The organism is Diaphorobacter sp. J5-51 (assembly GCF_001023515.1).
GTDB lineage: Bacteria > Pseudomonadota > Gammaproteobacteria > Burkholderiales > Burkholderiaceae_C > Diaphorobacter > Diaphorobacter nitroreducens.
Genome location: NZ_JSYI01000140.1, coordinates 24,400 through 39,719, shown reverse-complemented (window position 1 = coordinate 39,719; position 15,320 = coordinate 24,400). Strand labels below are relative to the sequence as shown.

Sequence of the window (15,320 nt, the reverse complement as noted above, 5' to 3'; positions counted from 1 at the left end):
CGCTAGCGGCCCATTTCATTTGAATTCCCGTTCGCGCAGCCATTTGGTGGCGATCCACTTCTCGCCCTCGATCACCGAGGCGCCGCCGTGCAGCGTGCGCGTGCTGGGGTGGGGCCGTTCGTAGCTGAAGAACACCGCATTGCCCTGGCGCGGCGCCACCTCCAGGGGCACGTCGGGGAAGGTGGTGCCGCCGCCCTTGAGCGGGTTGTTCAGGTAGATCACCAGCGTTGCCACGCGCTGGCCGCCGCGGCGCACGATGGTGGAGGTGCCGGGCTGGTCGGGGTCGAAGTAGTCGTAGTGCGGCTTGTATTCCGCGCCGGGGCGGTAGTGCAGCACCTGCAGGCCTTCGCCGTTCTGGATGGGCCAGCGCACCAGGCGGGCGATGCGCTCTTCCAGCCGCTGCACCACGGGCGTCTCGCCGCGCTGAAAGAACATGCCGTCGCTGGTGCGGTCCGCGTTCACCTCTTCGCCGCCGGTGGTGGTCTGCACGGTGAGCGAGCGTGCCATGCGTGGCTGTGCAGCATCGATGATGGCCTGGCATTCCTCGGGCGACAGCAGGTTGCCGAACAGCACCACGCGCGGGTGGGCCATCGACATCAGCACCTCGACCTGGCGGTCGCCCACGTCGACGAAGAGCGGCGCGTCGGCGATGTCGGGCTCGGGCACCGGCACGGCGGGCGGCAGGCCTTGCGGCTGCACCGCGCCGTCCAGATGCGCACGCAGTACCTCCTCCACCGCGCGCACGGCAACGCTATCGGCCCAGCCCGCGTTGCGCATGGCCTCGATCAGTGCGGGCGTGGCGATGCCGGCGCCGGACTGGTCGAGGATCCACTGGCGCAGCTCGGGCGTAACGGACTGGGAGGAGGCGAAGCTGTGATCGGGCATGGGCTTTCGTTGGGGCAGGGGTTTCAGGTGCGCTTGAGGCCCAGCACCTGCAGTTCGGCATCGCTCAAGCGCGACAGCACGTCGCTGCGCAGCATCTGCAGGCGCTGGTGGTGGCGAAAGTCCAGGTCTACACCCTGCAGCGGCTGCACGCCGTCGGACGCGAGCGCATAAGCCTCGCCGGCCGTCTCGTTCACCAGCAGCCACATGCGCCGCACCTGGCCCCGCTGGCCGCCATGCGTGTGCTGGGCGGCAAACGCCTCCGCATCGGCGCGCCGGGTGAAGGTGGCTTTCAGGAATTCTTCGCGCATGAACGTGATCCACACGCCCCAGCCTTCGCGCACGGTGGCCTCGAAGGGCTGGTCGACGGCCTGGGTGGCGGGGTAGTGCGCGGTTTTGACGGCGTGGTTCATGGGGGGCGTCCAGGAAAGGAGGGGAACCCGTCTAGCTGCCGGCGGCGTGGCGGCGGAACACGAGCCGGTCGGGCTGGGACGAGGCCGGGTGGAAAGCATAGCCTTCCAGGTCGAATTCCTCCAGCCGCCGCGGGGTGGCCGCGCGCTGCTGAATGGCCCAGCGCGCCATCAGGCCGCGCGCGCGCTTGGCGTAGAAGCTGATGATCTTGTACTGGCCGGCCTTGTGGTCCTCGAACACGCATTCGATCACGCGCGCCTTGAGCACCTTGCGGTCCACGGACTTGAAGTACTCCTGCGAAGCCAGGTTGACCACCACCGGCGTGGCGTCCGCGGCCAGGCGCTGGTTCAGGTGTTCGGCGATGCGCGCGCCCCAGAACTGGTAGAGGTTGGCGCCGGCATCGGTCGCCAGGCGCGTGCCCATCTCCAGGCGGTAGGGCTGCATGCGGTCCAGCGGCCGCAGCACACCGTACAGGCCGCTCAGGATGGCGACATGCTGCTGCGCCCACTGCAGGTCTTCGAGGGAGAGCGACTGTGCCTGCAGCCCTTCGTACACGTCGCCGTTGAAGGCCATCACCGCCTGGCGCGCGTTGGCGGCCGTGAAGCGCGGCTGCCAGGCCGCATAGCGCGCCACGTTGAGGGCGGCCAGCGGGTCGCTGATCGACATCAGCGCGGCCACTTCCTGCGGCGACTTCTCGCGCAGCACCGCGATCAGGCGCTGTGCGTCGGGCACGAACGCGGGCAGCGTGTGCGGCAGGCCGGCGGGCAGGGGGGTGTCGTAGTCCAGCGACTTGGCGGGCGACAGCAGGAACAGCACGGTCATTACTCCCAATGTGCGAGCTGCCGTGGCTATCAGCTGAATATGCCTCTAAGGCTTATCCATCAAGCGCCAGCAGCTCATTTATCGATAGCGTAAAACGCCACCGGGGGCATGACGCCCCCGGTGTTCTGCCATGGCGCGGGCTTAGGCGGCCGCGTTGTCCTGGTCGAACGGCAGCTGCATCGCACCCAGGTCGCGGCGGGTTTCCACCAGCACCAGCGGACCTTCATCCAGCACCACCACGGGCGCACGCTCGCGCGGCACGTGGACGGGCTTGGGCTCGGCCGCAATCGCGGCCTGCGCGGCGGCGATCTTCTGGGCGTCGGAATTCACCCATTGCAGGCCCGAAGCCTGCGCCACCTGCTGCAGCGTGTCCACGGGCAGCGTGAATGCCTGCACGCGCGGCATGCCACCGGTTGCCGGCGCTACCGCGGCGGCAGCCGGAGCCGGTGCGGGCACAGGTGCCGCTGCAACGGGCGCGGGCGCCGGTGCGGGGACTGGCACGGCGGCCGGGGGTGGCGTCACTGCGGCCGTGGCTTCGGGCGCGGCTTGCGGCGCTGCCGCCGGGGCAGATGCCGGAGCGGAGGCGAAATAGCTGCGGCGTGCGGGGGCGGAGTCTTCCTCGGCCGCCGCAGCGGGAGCGGGGAGGTCCAGGTCCATCAGCGGCGCGGCAGGCGCTTCGGCATCGGGCCCGGTGGCGCTGGCCTCGGCATTGCGCGGGCCGCGCTCGCCACGTTCGCGGCGGTCGCGTCCATAGCGGTCGCGCGAACGGCGCTCGCGGCGCTCCTCGCCGGCGGGGGCCTCGGCGCCGGACGTACCGACTTCAGCGCCGGACAGGTCCATGTCCGGCAATGCGGCCAGGGGCGCAGTGTCGGCAAAGTCGGCGCCAGCGGCGGGGGCGTTGGCGTCGATGGTGCGCGGGCCGCGTTCGCGGCGCTCGCCACCGCGCTCACGGCGCTCGCCTCGTTCACCCCGTTCGCGGCGTTCACCGCGCTCGCCGGTGCGTGCCGTGCGCTCCTCGGTCACTGCCACGTCGGCATCGGTCGTGACCGGTGAGTTGGCCAGGTCGGCCGCAGACTGCACGGGCGGCTGTGCGTTGCGCTCACCGCGCTCGCGGCCGCCACGGCCTTCGCGCGGCTCGCGGCGGCTCTCGCCTTCCGCGTGCTCGCCACGGCGTTCGCCGTCGCGGCCATTGCGTGGCTCACGCGGTTCGCGGTTCTCGCGGCCCTCGGCGCTGCGCTCGCCGCCACGGCCTTCGCCACGGCGGCCGCGGCCTTCGCCGCCTTCGCGGTTGCCATTGCGCTCACCGCCACGCTCGCCGCTGCGTTCACCAGTGCGTTCGCCACGGCGACCGCCGCGCTCACCGCGACGCCCTTCGCCGCGTGCGCCGGGTTCCGCGGGCGTCTGCGCGGGGGCGGCCACAGGTGCGGGCGCGGGTGCGGCGCCAAAGCCGAACAGGCTCTTGATCCATGCGAAGAAGCCCTGCTCGGGCGCCGGTGCGGCGGCCGGGCGCTGGGGCGCGGGCGTGGGGGCCGTTGCCGGGCGCTGCTGGCCCTGGCCCTGCGGGCGCGTGGCGCCGCGGGCGGCGCCTTCGGGGCGCGGCTCGGCCACAGGGGCCGGTGCGTCGGGCAACACGCCCTTGATCACGGGCGTCTGCTTGTTGGTCGGCTCCTGCGAGCGGCGCGTGACCTTGGTCTGGTCTTCCTCCACGTCGGCCAGCTTGTAGCTGGCGTCCAGGTTTTCCAGGCGCGGGTCGTCGTGCTTGAGGCGCTCCAGCTTGTAGTGCGGCGTTTCCAGCGACTTGTTGGGGATCACCACCACGGAGACGCGCTGCTTGAGTTCGATCTTGGCGATCTCGGTGCGCTTTTCGTTGAGCAGGAAACTGGCCACCTCCACCGGCACCTGGCAGTGCACGGCGGCGGTGCTGTCCTTCATGGACTCTTCCTGGATCATGCGCAGCATCTGCAGCGAGAAGCCTTCCGTGTCGCGCACGTGGCCGGTGCCGTCGCACAGCGGGCAACGGATATGCGCGCCTTCGGACAGCGAGGGCTTCAGGCGCTGGCGGCTCATCTCCATGAGGCCGAACTTGCTGATGGTGCCGAACTGCACGCGCGCGCGGTCCTGGCGCAGCGCGTCGCGCAGGCGGTTTTCCACTTCGCGGCGGTTCTTGCTCTCCTCCATGTCGATGAAGTCGATCACGATCAGGCCGCCCAGGTCGCGCAGGCGCATCTGGCGTGCCACCTCGTCGGCGGCCTCCAGGTTGGTGCGCGTGGCGGTTTCCTCGATGTCGCCGCCTTTGATGGCGCGTGCCGAGTTCACATCCACGCTGACCAGCGCCTCGGTGTGGTCGATCACGATGGCGCCGCCCGAGGGCAGGGTCACGGTGCGCGCGTAGGCGGATTCGATCTGGTGCTCGATCTGGAAGCGCGAGAACAGCGGTGCGTCGTCGCGGTAGCGCTTGACCTTGCCGGCATGCTCGGGCATGACGTGCGCCATGAACTGGTGCGCCTGCTCGTAGATGTCGTCAGTGTCGATGAGGATGTCACCGATGTCGCTGTTGAAGTAGTCGCGGATGGCGCGGATCACCAGGCTGGATTCCTGATAGATCAGGAAGGCGCCCTTGCCGGCCTTGGCGGCGCCATCGATGGCGGTCCACAGCTTGAGCAGGTAGTTCAGATCCCATTGCAACTCGGGCGCGGAACGGCCGATGCCGGCGGTGCGCGCGATGATGCTCATGCCCTTGGGGTACTCCAGCTGGTCCATCGCCTCCTTGAGCTCGGCGCGGTCCTCGCCCTCGATGCGGCGCGACACGCCCCCGCCGCGCGGGTTGTTGGGCATCAGCACCACATAGCGGCCGGCCAGGCTGATGAAGGTGGTCAGGGCCGCGCCCTTGTTGCCGCGCTCTTCCTTCTCGACCTGGACGATCAGCTCCTGGCCTTCCTTGATCACGTCCTGGATCCTGGCCTGGCTGGGTGATACGCCCTCGGCGAAATACTGTTTGGAGATTTCCTTGAACGGCAGGAAGCCGTGGCGGTCTTCGCCATAGTCAACGAAGCAGGCCTCCAGCGACGGTTCCACGCGCGTGACGACGGCTTTGTAGATGTTGCCCTTGCGCTGCTCGCGCCCTTCGATCTCGATCTCGTAGTCCAGCAGCTTCTGGCCGTCCACGATGGCCAGGCGCCGCTCCTCGGGCTGCGTGGCATTGATGAGCATCCGCTTCATGATGCAATTCCTTTTCGTTGTGTCGTGGCGGCCCGCGCGCAGCGCTCTCTCAGGGCTGCAGCGGCGCGTACCGCCGGTTCCAAACCAAACAGGCTCTACACGAGCCGGAAATGCCTGGACTGACGCATCGAAANAGCAGGCGGGGTGGTGGCGCGTGGATGGGGGCGAGCCGGTCAGCGCGCAGGCGTGCTACTAAAAATGTAGCTATTGGCGCTTGACCGGCGGGTGTTGGTGGCGATTTGCGTGCACGTGGCAAAGGCTGACGCCCTCGCCACAATGACACCATCCATGCCAGCAACACCCACATGATTTTCGCTTTGATCCGCTGGCCGCAGTGCCCGGGTGGGGTGCGCGGCCAGCTTGGGATTCCGTAGATTCAGTGTTTCGATTTGTCAGCCTGCACGGCCGGCATGCGGACCTCGCAGGCAAACGGCCTGCAATCTGCGCGCATGACGCCCGTTGGCATCAACCATGCTGCGCGCCGAGCCGGGCTGGGTCCATTAAACTCCAGACAAATCAACCACTTACACATTCGTCGCGCAGGTGAAACACATTATAGGGGGCAAACCGGCCGCTGGCCGCACCCCGCCAGAAGCCCCGGCGGCCCGCATCGTCGAGGTCGACGCCGAATCCGCGGGCCAGCGGCTCGACAATTTCCTCATCCGCCACCTGAAGGGCGTGCCCAAGACCCACGTCTACCGCATCATCCGCAGCGGCGAGGTTCGCCTGAACAAGGGGCGCACCAGCGCCGACGCGCGCGTGGCACCGGGCGACCTGGTGCGTCTGCCCCCCGTGCGCGTGTCCGACAAGGTGCTGGACAAGGCGGAGCGCCCCGCACCCGCGCGCGAATTCCCCATCCTGCTGGAAGACGAGCACCTGATCGCCATCGACAAGCCCGCCGGCACGGCCGTGCACGGCGGCAGCGGCGTGAGCTTTGGCGTGATCGAGCAGTTGCGCCAGGCGCGCCCGCAGGCGCGCTTCCTGGAACTGGTGCACCGGCTGGACCGGGAGACCTCGGGCATTTTGCTGGTGGCCAAGAAGCGCTCGGCGCTCACACATCTGCAGGACCAGTTCCGGGGGCGCGAGACGGGCAAGACCTATCTGGCGCTGGTCAGCGGCCACTGGCCCGGCAACAAGAAGGTCATCGACACGCCGCTGCACAAATACCTGCAGGAGGATGGCGAGCGCCGCGTGCGCGTGACCACGCCCGACGACCCGGACGGCATGCGCTCCGTCACCCTGGTCAAGGTGCGCAGCCAGCTCGCGCCGCGCCCCTTGCAAGGCCTGCCGGCGATGAGCCTGCTGGAGGTGACCATCAAGACCGGGCGCACGCACCAGATCCGCGTGCACCTGTCCTCCCAGGGCCACCCGATCGCGGGCGACGACAAGTACGGCGACTTCGACCTGAACCGGCGCCTGCAGAAGCAAGGCTTGAAGCGCATGTTCCTTCACGCATGGCGGCTACAGTTTGACCACCCGGCCAGCGGCGAGCGCCTGGAATTGCGCGCCGAATTGCCGCCCGAACTGACCGCTTTTCTTTCCGACGACCCCGCACATGCATGATTTCCGCCCGCGCCGATTCGATCTCATTGCCTTCGACTGGGATGGCACGCTGTTTGACTCCACCGCCATCATCGTGCGCAGCATTCAGGATGCGGTGCGCGATGTGGGCGGCACCGTGCCTACGGATGAAGCCGCCGCCTGGGTGATCGGCATGGCGCTTCCGCAGGCCCTGGCCCATGCGGCCCCCGACGTGCCGCGCGAGCGCTATACGGAGTTGGGCAACCGCTACCGCTACCACTACCTGCAGCACCAGGACGACCTGAGCCTGTTCGACGGCGTGCTGCCCATGCTGGAGGGCCTGCGCACGCGCGGCCACCTGCTGGCCGTAGCCACGGGCAAGAGCCGACGCGGCCTGGACCAGGTGCTGCACCAGGTGCAGCTGCGTGGCATGTTCGACGGTTCGCGCACCGCGGACGAAACCGCCGGCAAACCGCACCCGCTGATGCTGCAGGAGCTGATGGCCGAGTTCGGCGTGGAGCCCGAGCGCCTGCTGATGATCGGCGACACCACGCACGACCTCGCAATGGCCCGCGCCGCGGGCTGTGCCAGCGTGGGCGTGGGCTATGGCGCGCACGACACGGCGGGCTTTGCCGAACTGGGGCCGCTGTGCGTGGCTTCGTCCGTGGCCGATCTGCACCGTTGGCTGCAGGAGCACGCGTAATGGCGACTCCGGTGGAGCAACGCATCGACCTCTGCCCCAGCGAGGCACTGGTGGATGGCGGCCGCGCCGTGGCGTTCGACGTGCGCTACTGCGGCCAGATCTGCCGCGCTTTCGCCATCCGCTATCAGGGCCGCGTGCACGCCTACCTGAACCGCTGTACCCATGTACCGATGGAGATGGACTACCAGGAAGGTCAGTTTTTCGACGACACCGGCCGCTGGCTGCTGTGTGCCACGCATGGCGCGGCCTACCAGCCCGACACGGGAGCCTGCGCTGGCGGTCCGTGCCGCGGCGGGCTGGTGAAGATCTCCTTGTCCGAGGAAGGGGGCCGGGTGCGCTGGCATACTGCCCTCCATCTGCACACCGTAGAGTTTTGACTCCATGACCGATCCCAACCGCACCGAACCCACGGGATTTGAGGGAAATCCGCCCGCAGCGCCCGACCTGTGGGCGCAACAAGCCACAAAAAATGAAGCGAGCAAGGCCGCAGCCGCCCCCGGCTGGGAGCGCGAGACGCTGGAGAAGCTGGTGCTCGGCACCCTGGCCGAGCAGCGCGCGGCGCGCCGCTGGCGCAACTTCTGGCGCCTGGCGTGGGTCCTGTTGGCGGGCGCGGTGATCTGGGCCGCGCTTTCGCGCGAAATGACCGCCACCAGCAAGAGCACGCCGCATACGGCCGTGGTGGACGTGAAGGGCGAGATCGCCGCGGGCGCCGAGGCCAGCGCCGAATTTGTCGTAGCCGCCATGCGCAGCGCATTCGAGGATGCGGGTTCGCAGGCCGTGGTGCTGCTCATCAACTCGCCGGGCGGCAGTCCGGTGCAGGCGGGGATCATCAACGACGAGATCGTGCGCCTGAAGGCCAAGTACAACAAGCCCGTCTATGCCGTGGTCGAGGAAACCTGTGCCTCGGCGGCCTACTACATCGCGGCGGCGGCGGACGGCATCTTCGTGGACAAGGCCAGCATCGTGGGCAGCATCGGCGTGCTGATGGACGGCTTCGGCTTCACCGGCACCATGGAAAAGCTGGGGGTGGAGCGCCGCCTGCTCACCGCCGGTGAGAACAAGGGGTTTCTCGATCCGTTCAGCCCCCAGACCGAAACCCAGCGCGCATACGCCCAGGCCATGCTCGACCAGATCCACCAGCAGTTCATCGGCGTGGTGAAGCAGGGGCGGGGCGACCGGCTCAAGGTCACGCCCGAAACCTTCAGCGGCCTGTTCTGGACGGGCCAGCAGGCGGTGGAGATGGGACTGGCCGACCAACTGGGCAACCTGGACTACGTGGCGCGCGAGGTGGTCAAGGCCGAAGACGTGATCGACTACACCCGCCGTGACAACGTGGCCGAGCGCCTGGCCAAGAAGTTTGGCGCCGCGGTAGGCATGGGCGCCGTGAAGGGCCTGGCTGCGCTGCAGCTGCCGCAGCTGCGCTGATATTGGGTTAAATCAGGCTCCAGCGCTTATCTATCAAGCGCTGCAAGCTATTATTTTTGAATCAACCGGGGCCGTACGTGCGGCCTACGCACCGATGGCGAAGACCGTGGGTACGCGGTTGTCCGGCGTGCCGGCGGTGTGTTGGCGCCATTCGCGCACCGTGTGGCTGGCAACTTGCGCATCGGCCAGCGTCAGGCCGCTTGCGCGCGCCAGCCGGGTCTGCGGCTGCAGCCCCTGCAGCAGCGCCTGCCACAGTGCGGCGTTGCGGTAAGGCGTCTCGATGAAAAGCTGTGTCTGGCCCTGCTTGTGGGCCAGAGTTTCCAGCTCGCGCAGGCGTTTGGTGCGCTCGCCTGCGTCCTGCGGCAGATAGCCCACGAAGGCGAAGTTCTGGCCGTTGAGTCCGCTGGCTGCCAGTGCCAGCAATAGCGACACCGGTCCCACCAGCGGTACCACGCGCAGCCCCAGGTCATGCGCCGCGCGCACCACGGAGCTGCCGGGGTCGGCGACGGCGGGCATGCCCGCCTCGCTGACCAGGCCCATGTCGTGCCCTGTCAATGCCGGCGCCAGCAGCGGACGTGCGTCGAACGATGCATGGCCCCGAGCGCCGTGGTCGCCCTTCTTGTGCACTTCGCGCGGCAGTTCGGTGATCTGCTGCGCCTGCAGCGGCGCCCCCAGCGGGTGCAGCGCGTCCACGCGCTTGAGGTAGGCGCGGCAGCTCTTGGCGTTCTCGCAAATCCAATGGGTGAGGCGTGCGGCCTGGCGCAACGTGCCCTCCGGTAGGGCTTCGGTCAGGGGTGCCTGGCTCTCGCAGCCGAAGTCCAGCGGCGCGGGCACCAGATACAGGGTGCCCCGAGCCGGGGTCGGGCCAACCGTTGCAGTGCTTTCGCTCATGGCAGCACCAGCCCTGCGGCGCGCAGCATGCGGCAGGTGCGTATCAAGGGCAGCCCGATCAGGGCGGTGGGGTCGTCGCTGTCGATCGCGTCGAGTAACGCGATGCCCAGGCCCTCGCTCTTGGCGCTTCCGGCGCAATCGTACGGCTGCTCGGCGCGCAGATAGCGCTCGATCTCCTCGTCCGAAAGGTCACGAAAGCGCACCCGCACCGGCGCCAGGTCCACCTGCTCGAAGCCGCAGTCCTGGCAGACCACCGCCACGGCGGTGTGGAACACCACGGTCTTGCCGCGCATGCGGCGCAACTGGACGGTGGCGCGTTCGTGGTCGCCGGGCTTGCCCAGCGGCTCGCCGTCCAGGTCTGCCACTTGGTCGGAGCCGATCACGATGGCCTGCGGATGCAGGCTGGCCACGGCGCGCGCCTTGGCCAGCGCCAGGCGCAGTGCCAGCGCGCGCGGGGCTTCGTCCGGCCGCGGTGTCTCGTCCACCGCGGGGGCAGCCACGTCGAAGGGCAGGCCCAGTCGGGCCAGGAGTTCGCGCCGGTAGCGCGAGGTCGATGCCAATATCAGGGAGCGGGGCAGGGGGGAGAAATCCGGCATGCCTGGATTCTCTTACACTGCCCAGCATGACCAAGGAACACTCCCCCGACCGGCTGGACGTCAAGGCTTTTGCACAGGCCGGCGCTCACCTGTCCGGTCATGACACGCTGCTCAAATACAAGCGTCTGGCCGAGGAGGCGCAGGGGCTGCACCCGGATCTGCGCGTGGATTGGGCGGCGGACGGCGAAGTGCGCACCACGCACGGCGTAGGCGGCCAGGTCTGGCTGCGTCTGAAAGCCAGCGCCACCTTGCCGATGACCTGCCAGCGCTGCCTGCATTCCGTGGACGTGCCCCTGGAGGTGGAGCGCGAATTCCGCTTTGTGGCCGATGAAGCCACCGCCGAGGCACTGGATGGCGACAGCGATGAGGATCTGCTGGCATTGAGCCGCGAGTTCGATCTGCGCGAGCTGATCGAAGACGAACTGCTCATGGCCCTGCCGGTGGTGCCGCGCCATGAGGAATGCCCGACAGATGTCACGCTGGCCTCCAGCGACGAGGACTTCGAGCAGGCCAGTGCCGACAAGCCCAATCCGTTCGCAGCCCTGGCTGGGCTTCGCAAGGACAATCCGGACGCCTGAGAAACGGCCCGTTCGGCGGTTTCGATCAAAAACCATTTGAGATATAATCGAGGGCTTCGCGCGAATCCCCTCGTGTCTTCAATGGGCTGATCGCGTTTTTCACCAACCCTTTCAAGACCCTAGGAGCCGATCATGGCTGTTCAGCAAAACAAGAAGTCTCCCTCCAAGCGCGGCATGCACCGTTCGCACAATGCCCTGACGGTGCCTGGCATCGCCGTGGAGCCCACGACCGGCGAAACCCATATGCGCCACCACATCAGCCCCAACGGCTTCTACCGCGGCCGTCAGGTACTGAAGAACAAATCCGAAGCCTGATCCAGGCTGCGCACCCTCCGGGCCCGCTGCTACGAAAAAAGTAGCGCGGGCCTTTGTCGTTTTGGCATGCGCCAAAATGGCCCTTTTATTTAACGGCCGCCTGACGGCTTGACGATTTGCCGATGATCACACTGGCTGTTGACTGCATGGGGGGCGATCATGGCCCCGGCGTCACGCTTCCCGCGTGCCGACAGTTCCTGGAGCATCACCCTGACGCACGCCTGATACTGGTGGGTGGGCAGGATAGCCTGCAGGGTCTGGTACACGAGCGCGTGACGCATGTCGTGGCGTCGGAGGTGGTCACGATGGACGATGCGGTGGAGGTCGCGCTGCGTCGCAAGAAGGACTCCTCCATGCGCGTGGCTATCCAGCAAGTCAAGGATGGCGTGGCGCATGCGGCCATCTCCGCCGGTAACACTGGCGCGCTGATGGCCATCGCGCGCTATTTGCTCAAGACGCTGGACGGCATCGACCGCCCCGCCATCGCCACCCAGATGCCCAATGCACAAGGCGGTGCCACTACCGTGCTGGACCTGGGCGCGAATGTCGATTGCACGGCCGAGCATTTGCTGCAATTCGCTGTCATGGGATCTGCGTTGGTGTCGGTGCTGCAGGACCGCGATGAACCGCTCGTAGGATTGCTGAATATTGGCGAAGAGGTCATCAAGGGCAACGATGTCATCAAGAAAGCCGGTGAACTGCTGCGTTCTGCGGCCAAATCCGGGGACCTGAACTTTCACGGTAATGTGGAAGGCAACGACATCTTCAAGGGCACTGTGGACATCGTGGTGTGTGACGGTTTCGTTGGCAATGTGGCACTCAAGGCCAGTGAGGGCGTGGCATCGATGATTGCGGGAGCGCTCAAACAGGAGTTTTCGCGCAACATTTTCACGAAAATGGCTGCCATCGTCGCTTATCCAGTGTTATCTGCCATCATGAGGCGCATGGATCACCGGCGTTACAACGGAGCCGCCCTGCTCGGACTGCGGGGGCTCGTGTTCAAGAGCCATGGTTCGGCCGACGCGCTGGCTTTCGAGCAGGCTTTGATCCGGGCGTATGATGCGGCCCGCAACAACCTGCTCGACCGCGTCCGCGCGCGGGTTGCGCATGCGGCGCCTTTGCTGGCAGCCGCAGACGCCCAGCCCGCTTCCTGACCGGCCGTGCCTCCCCCAATGACACGCTATTCACGCATTACCGGCACCGGCAGCTATTTGCCGCCGCACCGGGTAACCAATGATGACCTGGTGGCCCAGCTGGCGCAGCAGGGCATCGAGACCTCCGATGAATGGATCGTGGAGCGCACGGGCATCCGCGCACGCCATTTCGCCGACCGGGACGTCACCAGCAGCGACCTGGCGTTGGAGGCATCGCGCCGCGCGCTGGAGGCCGCCGGTTGCCAGGCGCAAGATCTTGACCTGATCATCGTCGCCACCTCCACACCGGACATGGTGTTTCCCTCCACCGCCTGCATTCTGCAAAACAAGCTGGGTGCCAATGGCTGCCCCGCCTTCGACGTGCAGGCCGTGTGCAGCGGCTTCGTCTATGCACTCACGGTGGCCGACGCCATGATCCGCTCCGGGGGAGCGCGCCGTGCGCTGGTCGTGGGGTCCGAGGTCTTCAGCCGCATTCTGGATTTCAACGACCGCACCACCTGTGTGCTATTCGGCGACGGCGCCGGCGCAGTGGTGCTGGAGGCCTCGGAAGCGCCCGGCATCCTTGCGAGCGACCTGCATGCCGATGGCAGCCATGTCGGCATCCTCTGCGTGCCGGGCAACGTCTACGGCGGCCAGATTCTGGGCGACCCTTTGCTCAAGATGGATGGCCAGGCCGTCTTCAAGCTGGCCGTCGGCGTGCTGGAGAAAGCGGCGCGGGCCACGCTGGACAAGGCGGGCATGACCGACGCCGATATCGACTGGCTGATTCCCCACCAGGCCAACATTCGCATCATGCAGAGCACGGCGCGTAAGCTGAAGCTGTCCATGGACAAGGTGGTGGTCACGGTGGATCAGCACGGCAATACGTCGGCCGCCTCCATTCCCTTGGCACTGGACCATGGCGTGCGCAATGGCCAAGTCCAGCCGGGCCAGACGGTGCTGCTGGAAGGGGTGGGCGGCGGCTTCACCTGGGGTGCGGTGCTCCTGAAAATGTAGCTATTGGCGCTTGCTGTGCAAGCGCTGGAGCCGCTTTTTGTCTTGAACTGTTTGACCATGTCGAAAACTTTTGCATTTGTGTTCCCCGGCCAAGGCTCGCAGTCGGTGGGCATGCTGGACGCTTGGGGTGACCATCCCGTGGTGGCCGAGACGCTGCGCGAGGCTTCAGAGGCGCTCGGCGAAGACGTCGGTGCGTTGATTCATGCGGGGCCCAAGGAGGCGCTGGCCCTTACCACCAACACCCAGCCGGTGATGCTGGTGGCCGGGATTGCGGCTTGGCGCGTATGGTGCGCTGAGGGGGGGGCACTGCCGGCTGCCGTGGCCGGGCACTCCCTGGGCGAATACTCCGCGTTGGTGGCCTCGGGTGTTTTGAGTCTGGCCCAGGCAGCCCCGCTGGTGCGCCTGCGTGCCGCTGCCATGCAGGAGGCCGTGCCCGTGGGGGTTGGCGCCATGGCGGCCATCCTCGGACTGGAGTCAGCCAAGGTGATCGCCGGTTGCGCCGAGGCTATGGCCAGCTTTGGTGCTGGATCCACCGATGTGGTGGAAGCCGTGAATTTCAACGATCCCGCTCAGACCGTGATTGCGGGTACCAAGGCGGGCGTGGAGAAAGCCTGCGAAGTGCTCAAGGCAGCGGGCGCAAAGCGTGCACTGCCACTGCCGGTGTCGGCGCCCTTCCACTCCAGCCTGATGAAGCCCGCCGCAGAAAAACTGCGTGCCGCGCTCGCTGCACTGGAACTGGGCGCTCCGCGCATTCCCGTGGTCAACAATGTGGACGTCGCGGTGCAGCAAGACGCAGATGCCATCCGCGATGCACTCTATCGGCAGGCCTTTGGCCCGGTGCGCTGGGTGGAGTGTGTGCAGGCGCTGAAGGCGCGTGGCGTGACGCATGTGATCGAATGCGGGCCCGGCAAGGTGCTGGCCGGGATGACCAAGCGCATCGACCCCGAACTGGTTGGCGCCTCACTGTTTGACCCGGCCACCCTGGCCGAAACCAAGGAACTGCTGGCATGAGTGAATCCGCCTCTCCCCAGATTGCGCTGGTTACCGGCGCCACCCGCGGCATCGGAGCCGCCATTGCCGCCGAGCTCGCCCAGCGGGGCTTGCGCGTGATTGGTACGGCCACCACGGATGAAGGCGCGCAGCGCATCGGCCAGGCCCTGGCGGCCTACGGCGGCAAGGGCGTCAAACTGAACGTGACCGACGGCGCAGCCGTGGACGCGCTGGTGGATGCCATCGTCAAGGAGCATGGGGGCCTGCATGTGCTGGTGAACAACGCTGGCATCACGCGTGACACGCTGGCCATGCGCATGAAGGACGACGACTGGGATGCCGTGCTTGACACCAATCTCAAGGCCGTTTTCCGCGTCAGCCGTGCGGCTATTCGGCCCATGATGAAACAGCGCTTTGGGCGCATCATCAGTATCACCAGCGTGGTGGGCGCATCGGGCAACCCCGGACAGGCCAACTACGCGGCCGCGAAGGCTGGTGTGGCAGGCATGAGCCGCGCGTTGGCGCGTGAACTGGGCAGCCGCGGTATCACGGTGAACTGCGTGGCTCCGGGTTTCATTGCCACCGACATGACTGCCGATCTGCCGGAAGAGCAGAAAAAAGCGCTGAAATCCCAGATCGCCATGGGCGAATTGGGGCAGCCCAGTGACATCGCCCATGCCGTGGCTTACCTTGCATCGGCTGGTGCAGGTTATGTGACGGGACAAGAGTTGCATGTCAATGGCGGCATGTACATGTAATTAAAGTCAGTTGACGCCGTTTTGTCCGTACGGCGGGCTGCTACGGGGCTTTACCCGGA

The 15,320-nt window shown here is 67.0% G+C and carries 16 protein-coding genes; 10 read left to right on the top strand and 6 right to left on the bottom strand.

The genetic code is table 11. The features are described from left to right. Positions 1-15 precede the first annotated feature (15 nt). The 4 genes from OX89_RS17505 to OX89_RS17490 form a co-directional block, all read right to left on the bottom strand. Positions 16-885, bottom strand: a complete 870-nt coding sequence (locus OX89_RS17505; RefSeq protein ID WP_047351574.1) for a 2OG-Fe(II) oxygenase — start codon at positions 883-885, stop codon at positions 16-18. Between the two features lie 23 nt (positions 886-908). Further along, on the bottom strand, positions 909-1,295 hold the full coding sequence (locus tag OX89_RS17500; RefSeq protein WP_047351573.1) for a hypothetical protein: 387 nt from the start codon (positions 1,293-1,295) through the stop codon (positions 909-911). A gap of 31 nt (positions 1,296-1,326) precedes the next feature. Continuing rightward, complete coding sequence (gene yaaA / locus OX89_RS17495) at positions 1,327-2,109, bottom strand: peroxide stress protein YaaA (RefSeq protein WP_173370366.1); 783 nt, start codon at positions 2,107-2,109, stop codon at positions 1,327-1,329. A gap of 147 nt (positions 2,110-2,256) precedes the next feature. Next, the gene (locus OX89_RS17490) at positions 2,257-5,334 is read right to left on the bottom strand and encodes an Rne/Rng family ribonuclease (protein WP_047351572.1); all 3,078 of its coding nucleotides are present in this window, start codon (positions 5,332-5,334) and stop codon (positions 2,257-2,259) included. A gap of 543 nt (positions 5,335-5,877) precedes the next feature. On the opposite strand from OX89_RS17490, the gene OX89_RS17485 reads away from it, so the two are divergent. Genes OX89_RS17485 through OX89_RS17470 form a run of 4 tightly spaced genes read left to right on the top strand, consistent with a single transcriptional unit; the run spans position 5,878 to position 8,983 of the window. Continuing rightward, complete coding sequence (locus OX89_RS17485) at positions 5,878-6,897, top strand: RluA family pseudouridine synthase (RefSeq protein ID WP_047351571.1); 1,020 nt, start codon at positions 5,878-5,880, stop codon at positions 6,895-6,897. After that, positions 6,890-7,558 carry an HAD family hydrolase gene (locus OX89_RS17480; protein WP_011806408.1) on the top strand — a complete coding sequence of 223 codons (669 nt, stop codon included), beginning with the start codon at positions 6,890-6,892 and terminating at the stop codon, positions 7,556-7,558. Before OX89_RS17485 ends, OX89_RS17480 begins: the two co-directional genes overlap by 8 nt. Next, a complete protein-coding gene (locus OX89_RS17475; protein ID WP_047351570.1) occupies positions 7,558-7,935 on the top strand; it encodes a Rieske 2Fe-2S domain-containing protein in 378 nt (125 codons plus the stop codon). The genes OX89_RS17480 and OX89_RS17475 overlap by 1 nt, the downstream gene beginning before the upstream one ends. A 4-nt stretch (positions 7,936-7,939) precedes the next feature. After that, a complete protein-coding gene (locus OX89_RS17470) occupies positions 7,940-8,983 on the top strand; it encodes a S49 family peptidase (protein WP_047351569.1) in 1,044 nt (347 codons plus the stop codon). Positions 8,984-9,067: 84 nt separating this feature from the next. Here OX89_RS17470 and OX89_RS17465 read toward each other — a convergent pair whose 3' ends face one another. Both OX89_RS17465 and OX89_RS17460 read right to left on the bottom strand, forming a co-directional pair. Next, positions 9,068-9,874: an SAM-dependent methyltransferase gene (locus tag OX89_RS17465; protein ID WP_047351568.1), complete on the bottom strand. Its 807-nt coding sequence runs from the start codon at positions 9,872-9,874 to the stop codon at positions 9,068-9,070. Further along, on the bottom strand, positions 9,871-10,470 hold the full coding sequence (locus OX89_RS17460) for a Maf family nucleotide pyrophosphatase (RefSeq protein ID WP_047351567.1): 600 nt from the start codon (positions 10,468-10,470) through the stop codon (positions 9,871-9,873). The genes OX89_RS17465 and OX89_RS17460 overlap by 4 nt, the downstream gene beginning before the upstream one ends. A gap of 26 nt (positions 10,471-10,496) precedes the next feature. Here OX89_RS17460 and OX89_RS17455 point away from each other — a divergent pair, with 26 nt between their 5' ends. From OX89_RS17455 to fabG, 6 genes are all read left to right on the top strand, one after another. Further along, positions 10,497-11,048, top strand: coding sequence for a DUF177 domain-containing protein (locus OX89_RS17455; protein ID WP_015913981.1), 552 nt, complete (start codon positions 10,497-10,499; stop codon positions 11,046-11,048). A 132-nt stretch (positions 11,049-11,180) separates the two neighbouring features. Next, positions 11,181-11,363, top strand: coding sequence for a 50S ribosomal protein L32 (gene rpmF, locus OX89_RS17450; RefSeq protein ID WP_011806402.1), 183 nt, complete (start codon positions 11,181-11,183; stop codon positions 11,361-11,363). A 122-nt stretch (positions 11,364-11,485) separates the two neighbouring features. Beyond that, complete coding sequence (plsX, locus tag OX89_RS17445) at positions 11,486-12,517, top strand: phosphate acyltransferase PlsX (RefSeq protein WP_047351566.1); 1,032 nt, start codon at positions 11,486-11,488, stop codon at positions 12,515-12,517. An 18-nt stretch (positions 12,518-12,535) separates the two neighbouring features. Beyond that, a complete protein-coding gene (locus OX89_RS17440) occupies positions 12,536-13,513 on the top strand; it encodes a beta-ketoacyl-ACP synthase III (RefSeq protein ID WP_011806400.1) in 978 nt (325 codons plus the stop codon). 57 nt (positions 13,514-13,570) lie between these two features. Then, positions 13,571-14,524, top strand: a complete 954-nt coding sequence (gene fabD / locus OX89_RS17435) for an ACP S-malonyltransferase (RefSeq protein ID WP_047351565.1) — start codon at positions 13,571-13,573, stop codon at positions 14,522-14,524. Continuing rightward, complete coding sequence (gene fabG / locus OX89_RS17430) at positions 14,521-15,261, top strand: 3-oxoacyl-ACP reductase FabG (RefSeq protein WP_047351564.1); 741 nt, start codon at positions 14,521-14,523, stop codon at positions 15,259-15,261. Before fabD ends, fabG begins: the two co-directional genes overlap by 4 nt. Positions 15,262-15,320: the final 59 nt, after the last annotated feature.

Coding starts and splice junctions, on each gene's coding strand:
- OX89_RS17505 (WP_047351574.1), bottom strand. CDS start 885: ATGCCCGATCACAGCTTCGCCTCCTCCCAGTCCGTTACGCCCGAGCTG.
- OX89_RS17500 (WP_047351573.1), bottom strand. CDS start 1,295: ATGAACCACGCCGTCAAAACCGCGCACTACCCCGCCACCCAGGCCGTC.
- OX89_RS17490 (WP_047351572.1), bottom strand. CDS start 5,334: ATGAAGCGGATGCTCATCAATGCCACGCAGCCCGAGGAGCGGCGCCTG.
- OX89_RS17480 (WP_011806408.1), top strand. CDS start 6,890: ATGCATGATTTCCGCCCGCGCCGATTCGATCTCATTGCCTTCGACTGG.
- OX89_RS17475 (WP_047351570.1), top strand. CDS start 7,558: ATGGCGACTCCGGTGGAGCAACGCATCGACCTCTGCCCCAGCGAGGCA.
- OX89_RS17470 (WP_047351569.1), top strand. CDS start 7,940: ATGACCGATCCCAACCGCACCGAACCCACGGGATTTGAGGGAAATCCG.
- OX89_RS17465 (WP_047351568.1), bottom strand. CDS start 9,874: ATGAGCGAAAGCACTGCAACGGTTGGCCCGACCCCGGCTCGGGGCACC.
- OX89_RS17460 (WP_047351567.1), bottom strand. CDS start 10,470: ATGCCGGATTTCTCCCCCCTGCCCCGCTCCCTGATATTGGCATCGACC.
- OX89_RS17455 (WP_015913981.1), top strand. CDS start 10,497: ATGACCAAGGAACACTCCCCCGACCGGCTGGACGTCAAGGCTTTTGCA.
- rpmF (WP_011806402.1), top strand. CDS start 11,181: ATGGCTGTTCAGCAAAACAAGAAGTCTCCCTCCAAGCGCGGCATGCAC.
- plsX (WP_047351566.1), top strand. CDS start 11,486: ATGATCACACTGGCTGTTGACTGCATGGGGGGCGATCATGGCCCCGGC.
- OX89_RS17440 (WP_011806400.1), top strand. CDS start 12,536: ATGACACGCTATTCACGCATTACCGGCACCGGCAGCTATTTGCCGCCG.
- fabD (WP_047351565.1), top strand. CDS start 13,571: ATGTCGAAAACTTTTGCATTTGTGTTCCCCGGCCAAGGCTCGCAGTCG.
- fabG (WP_047351564.1), top strand. CDS start 14,521: ATGAGTGAATCCGCCTCTCCCCAGATTGCGCTGGTTACCGGCGCCACC.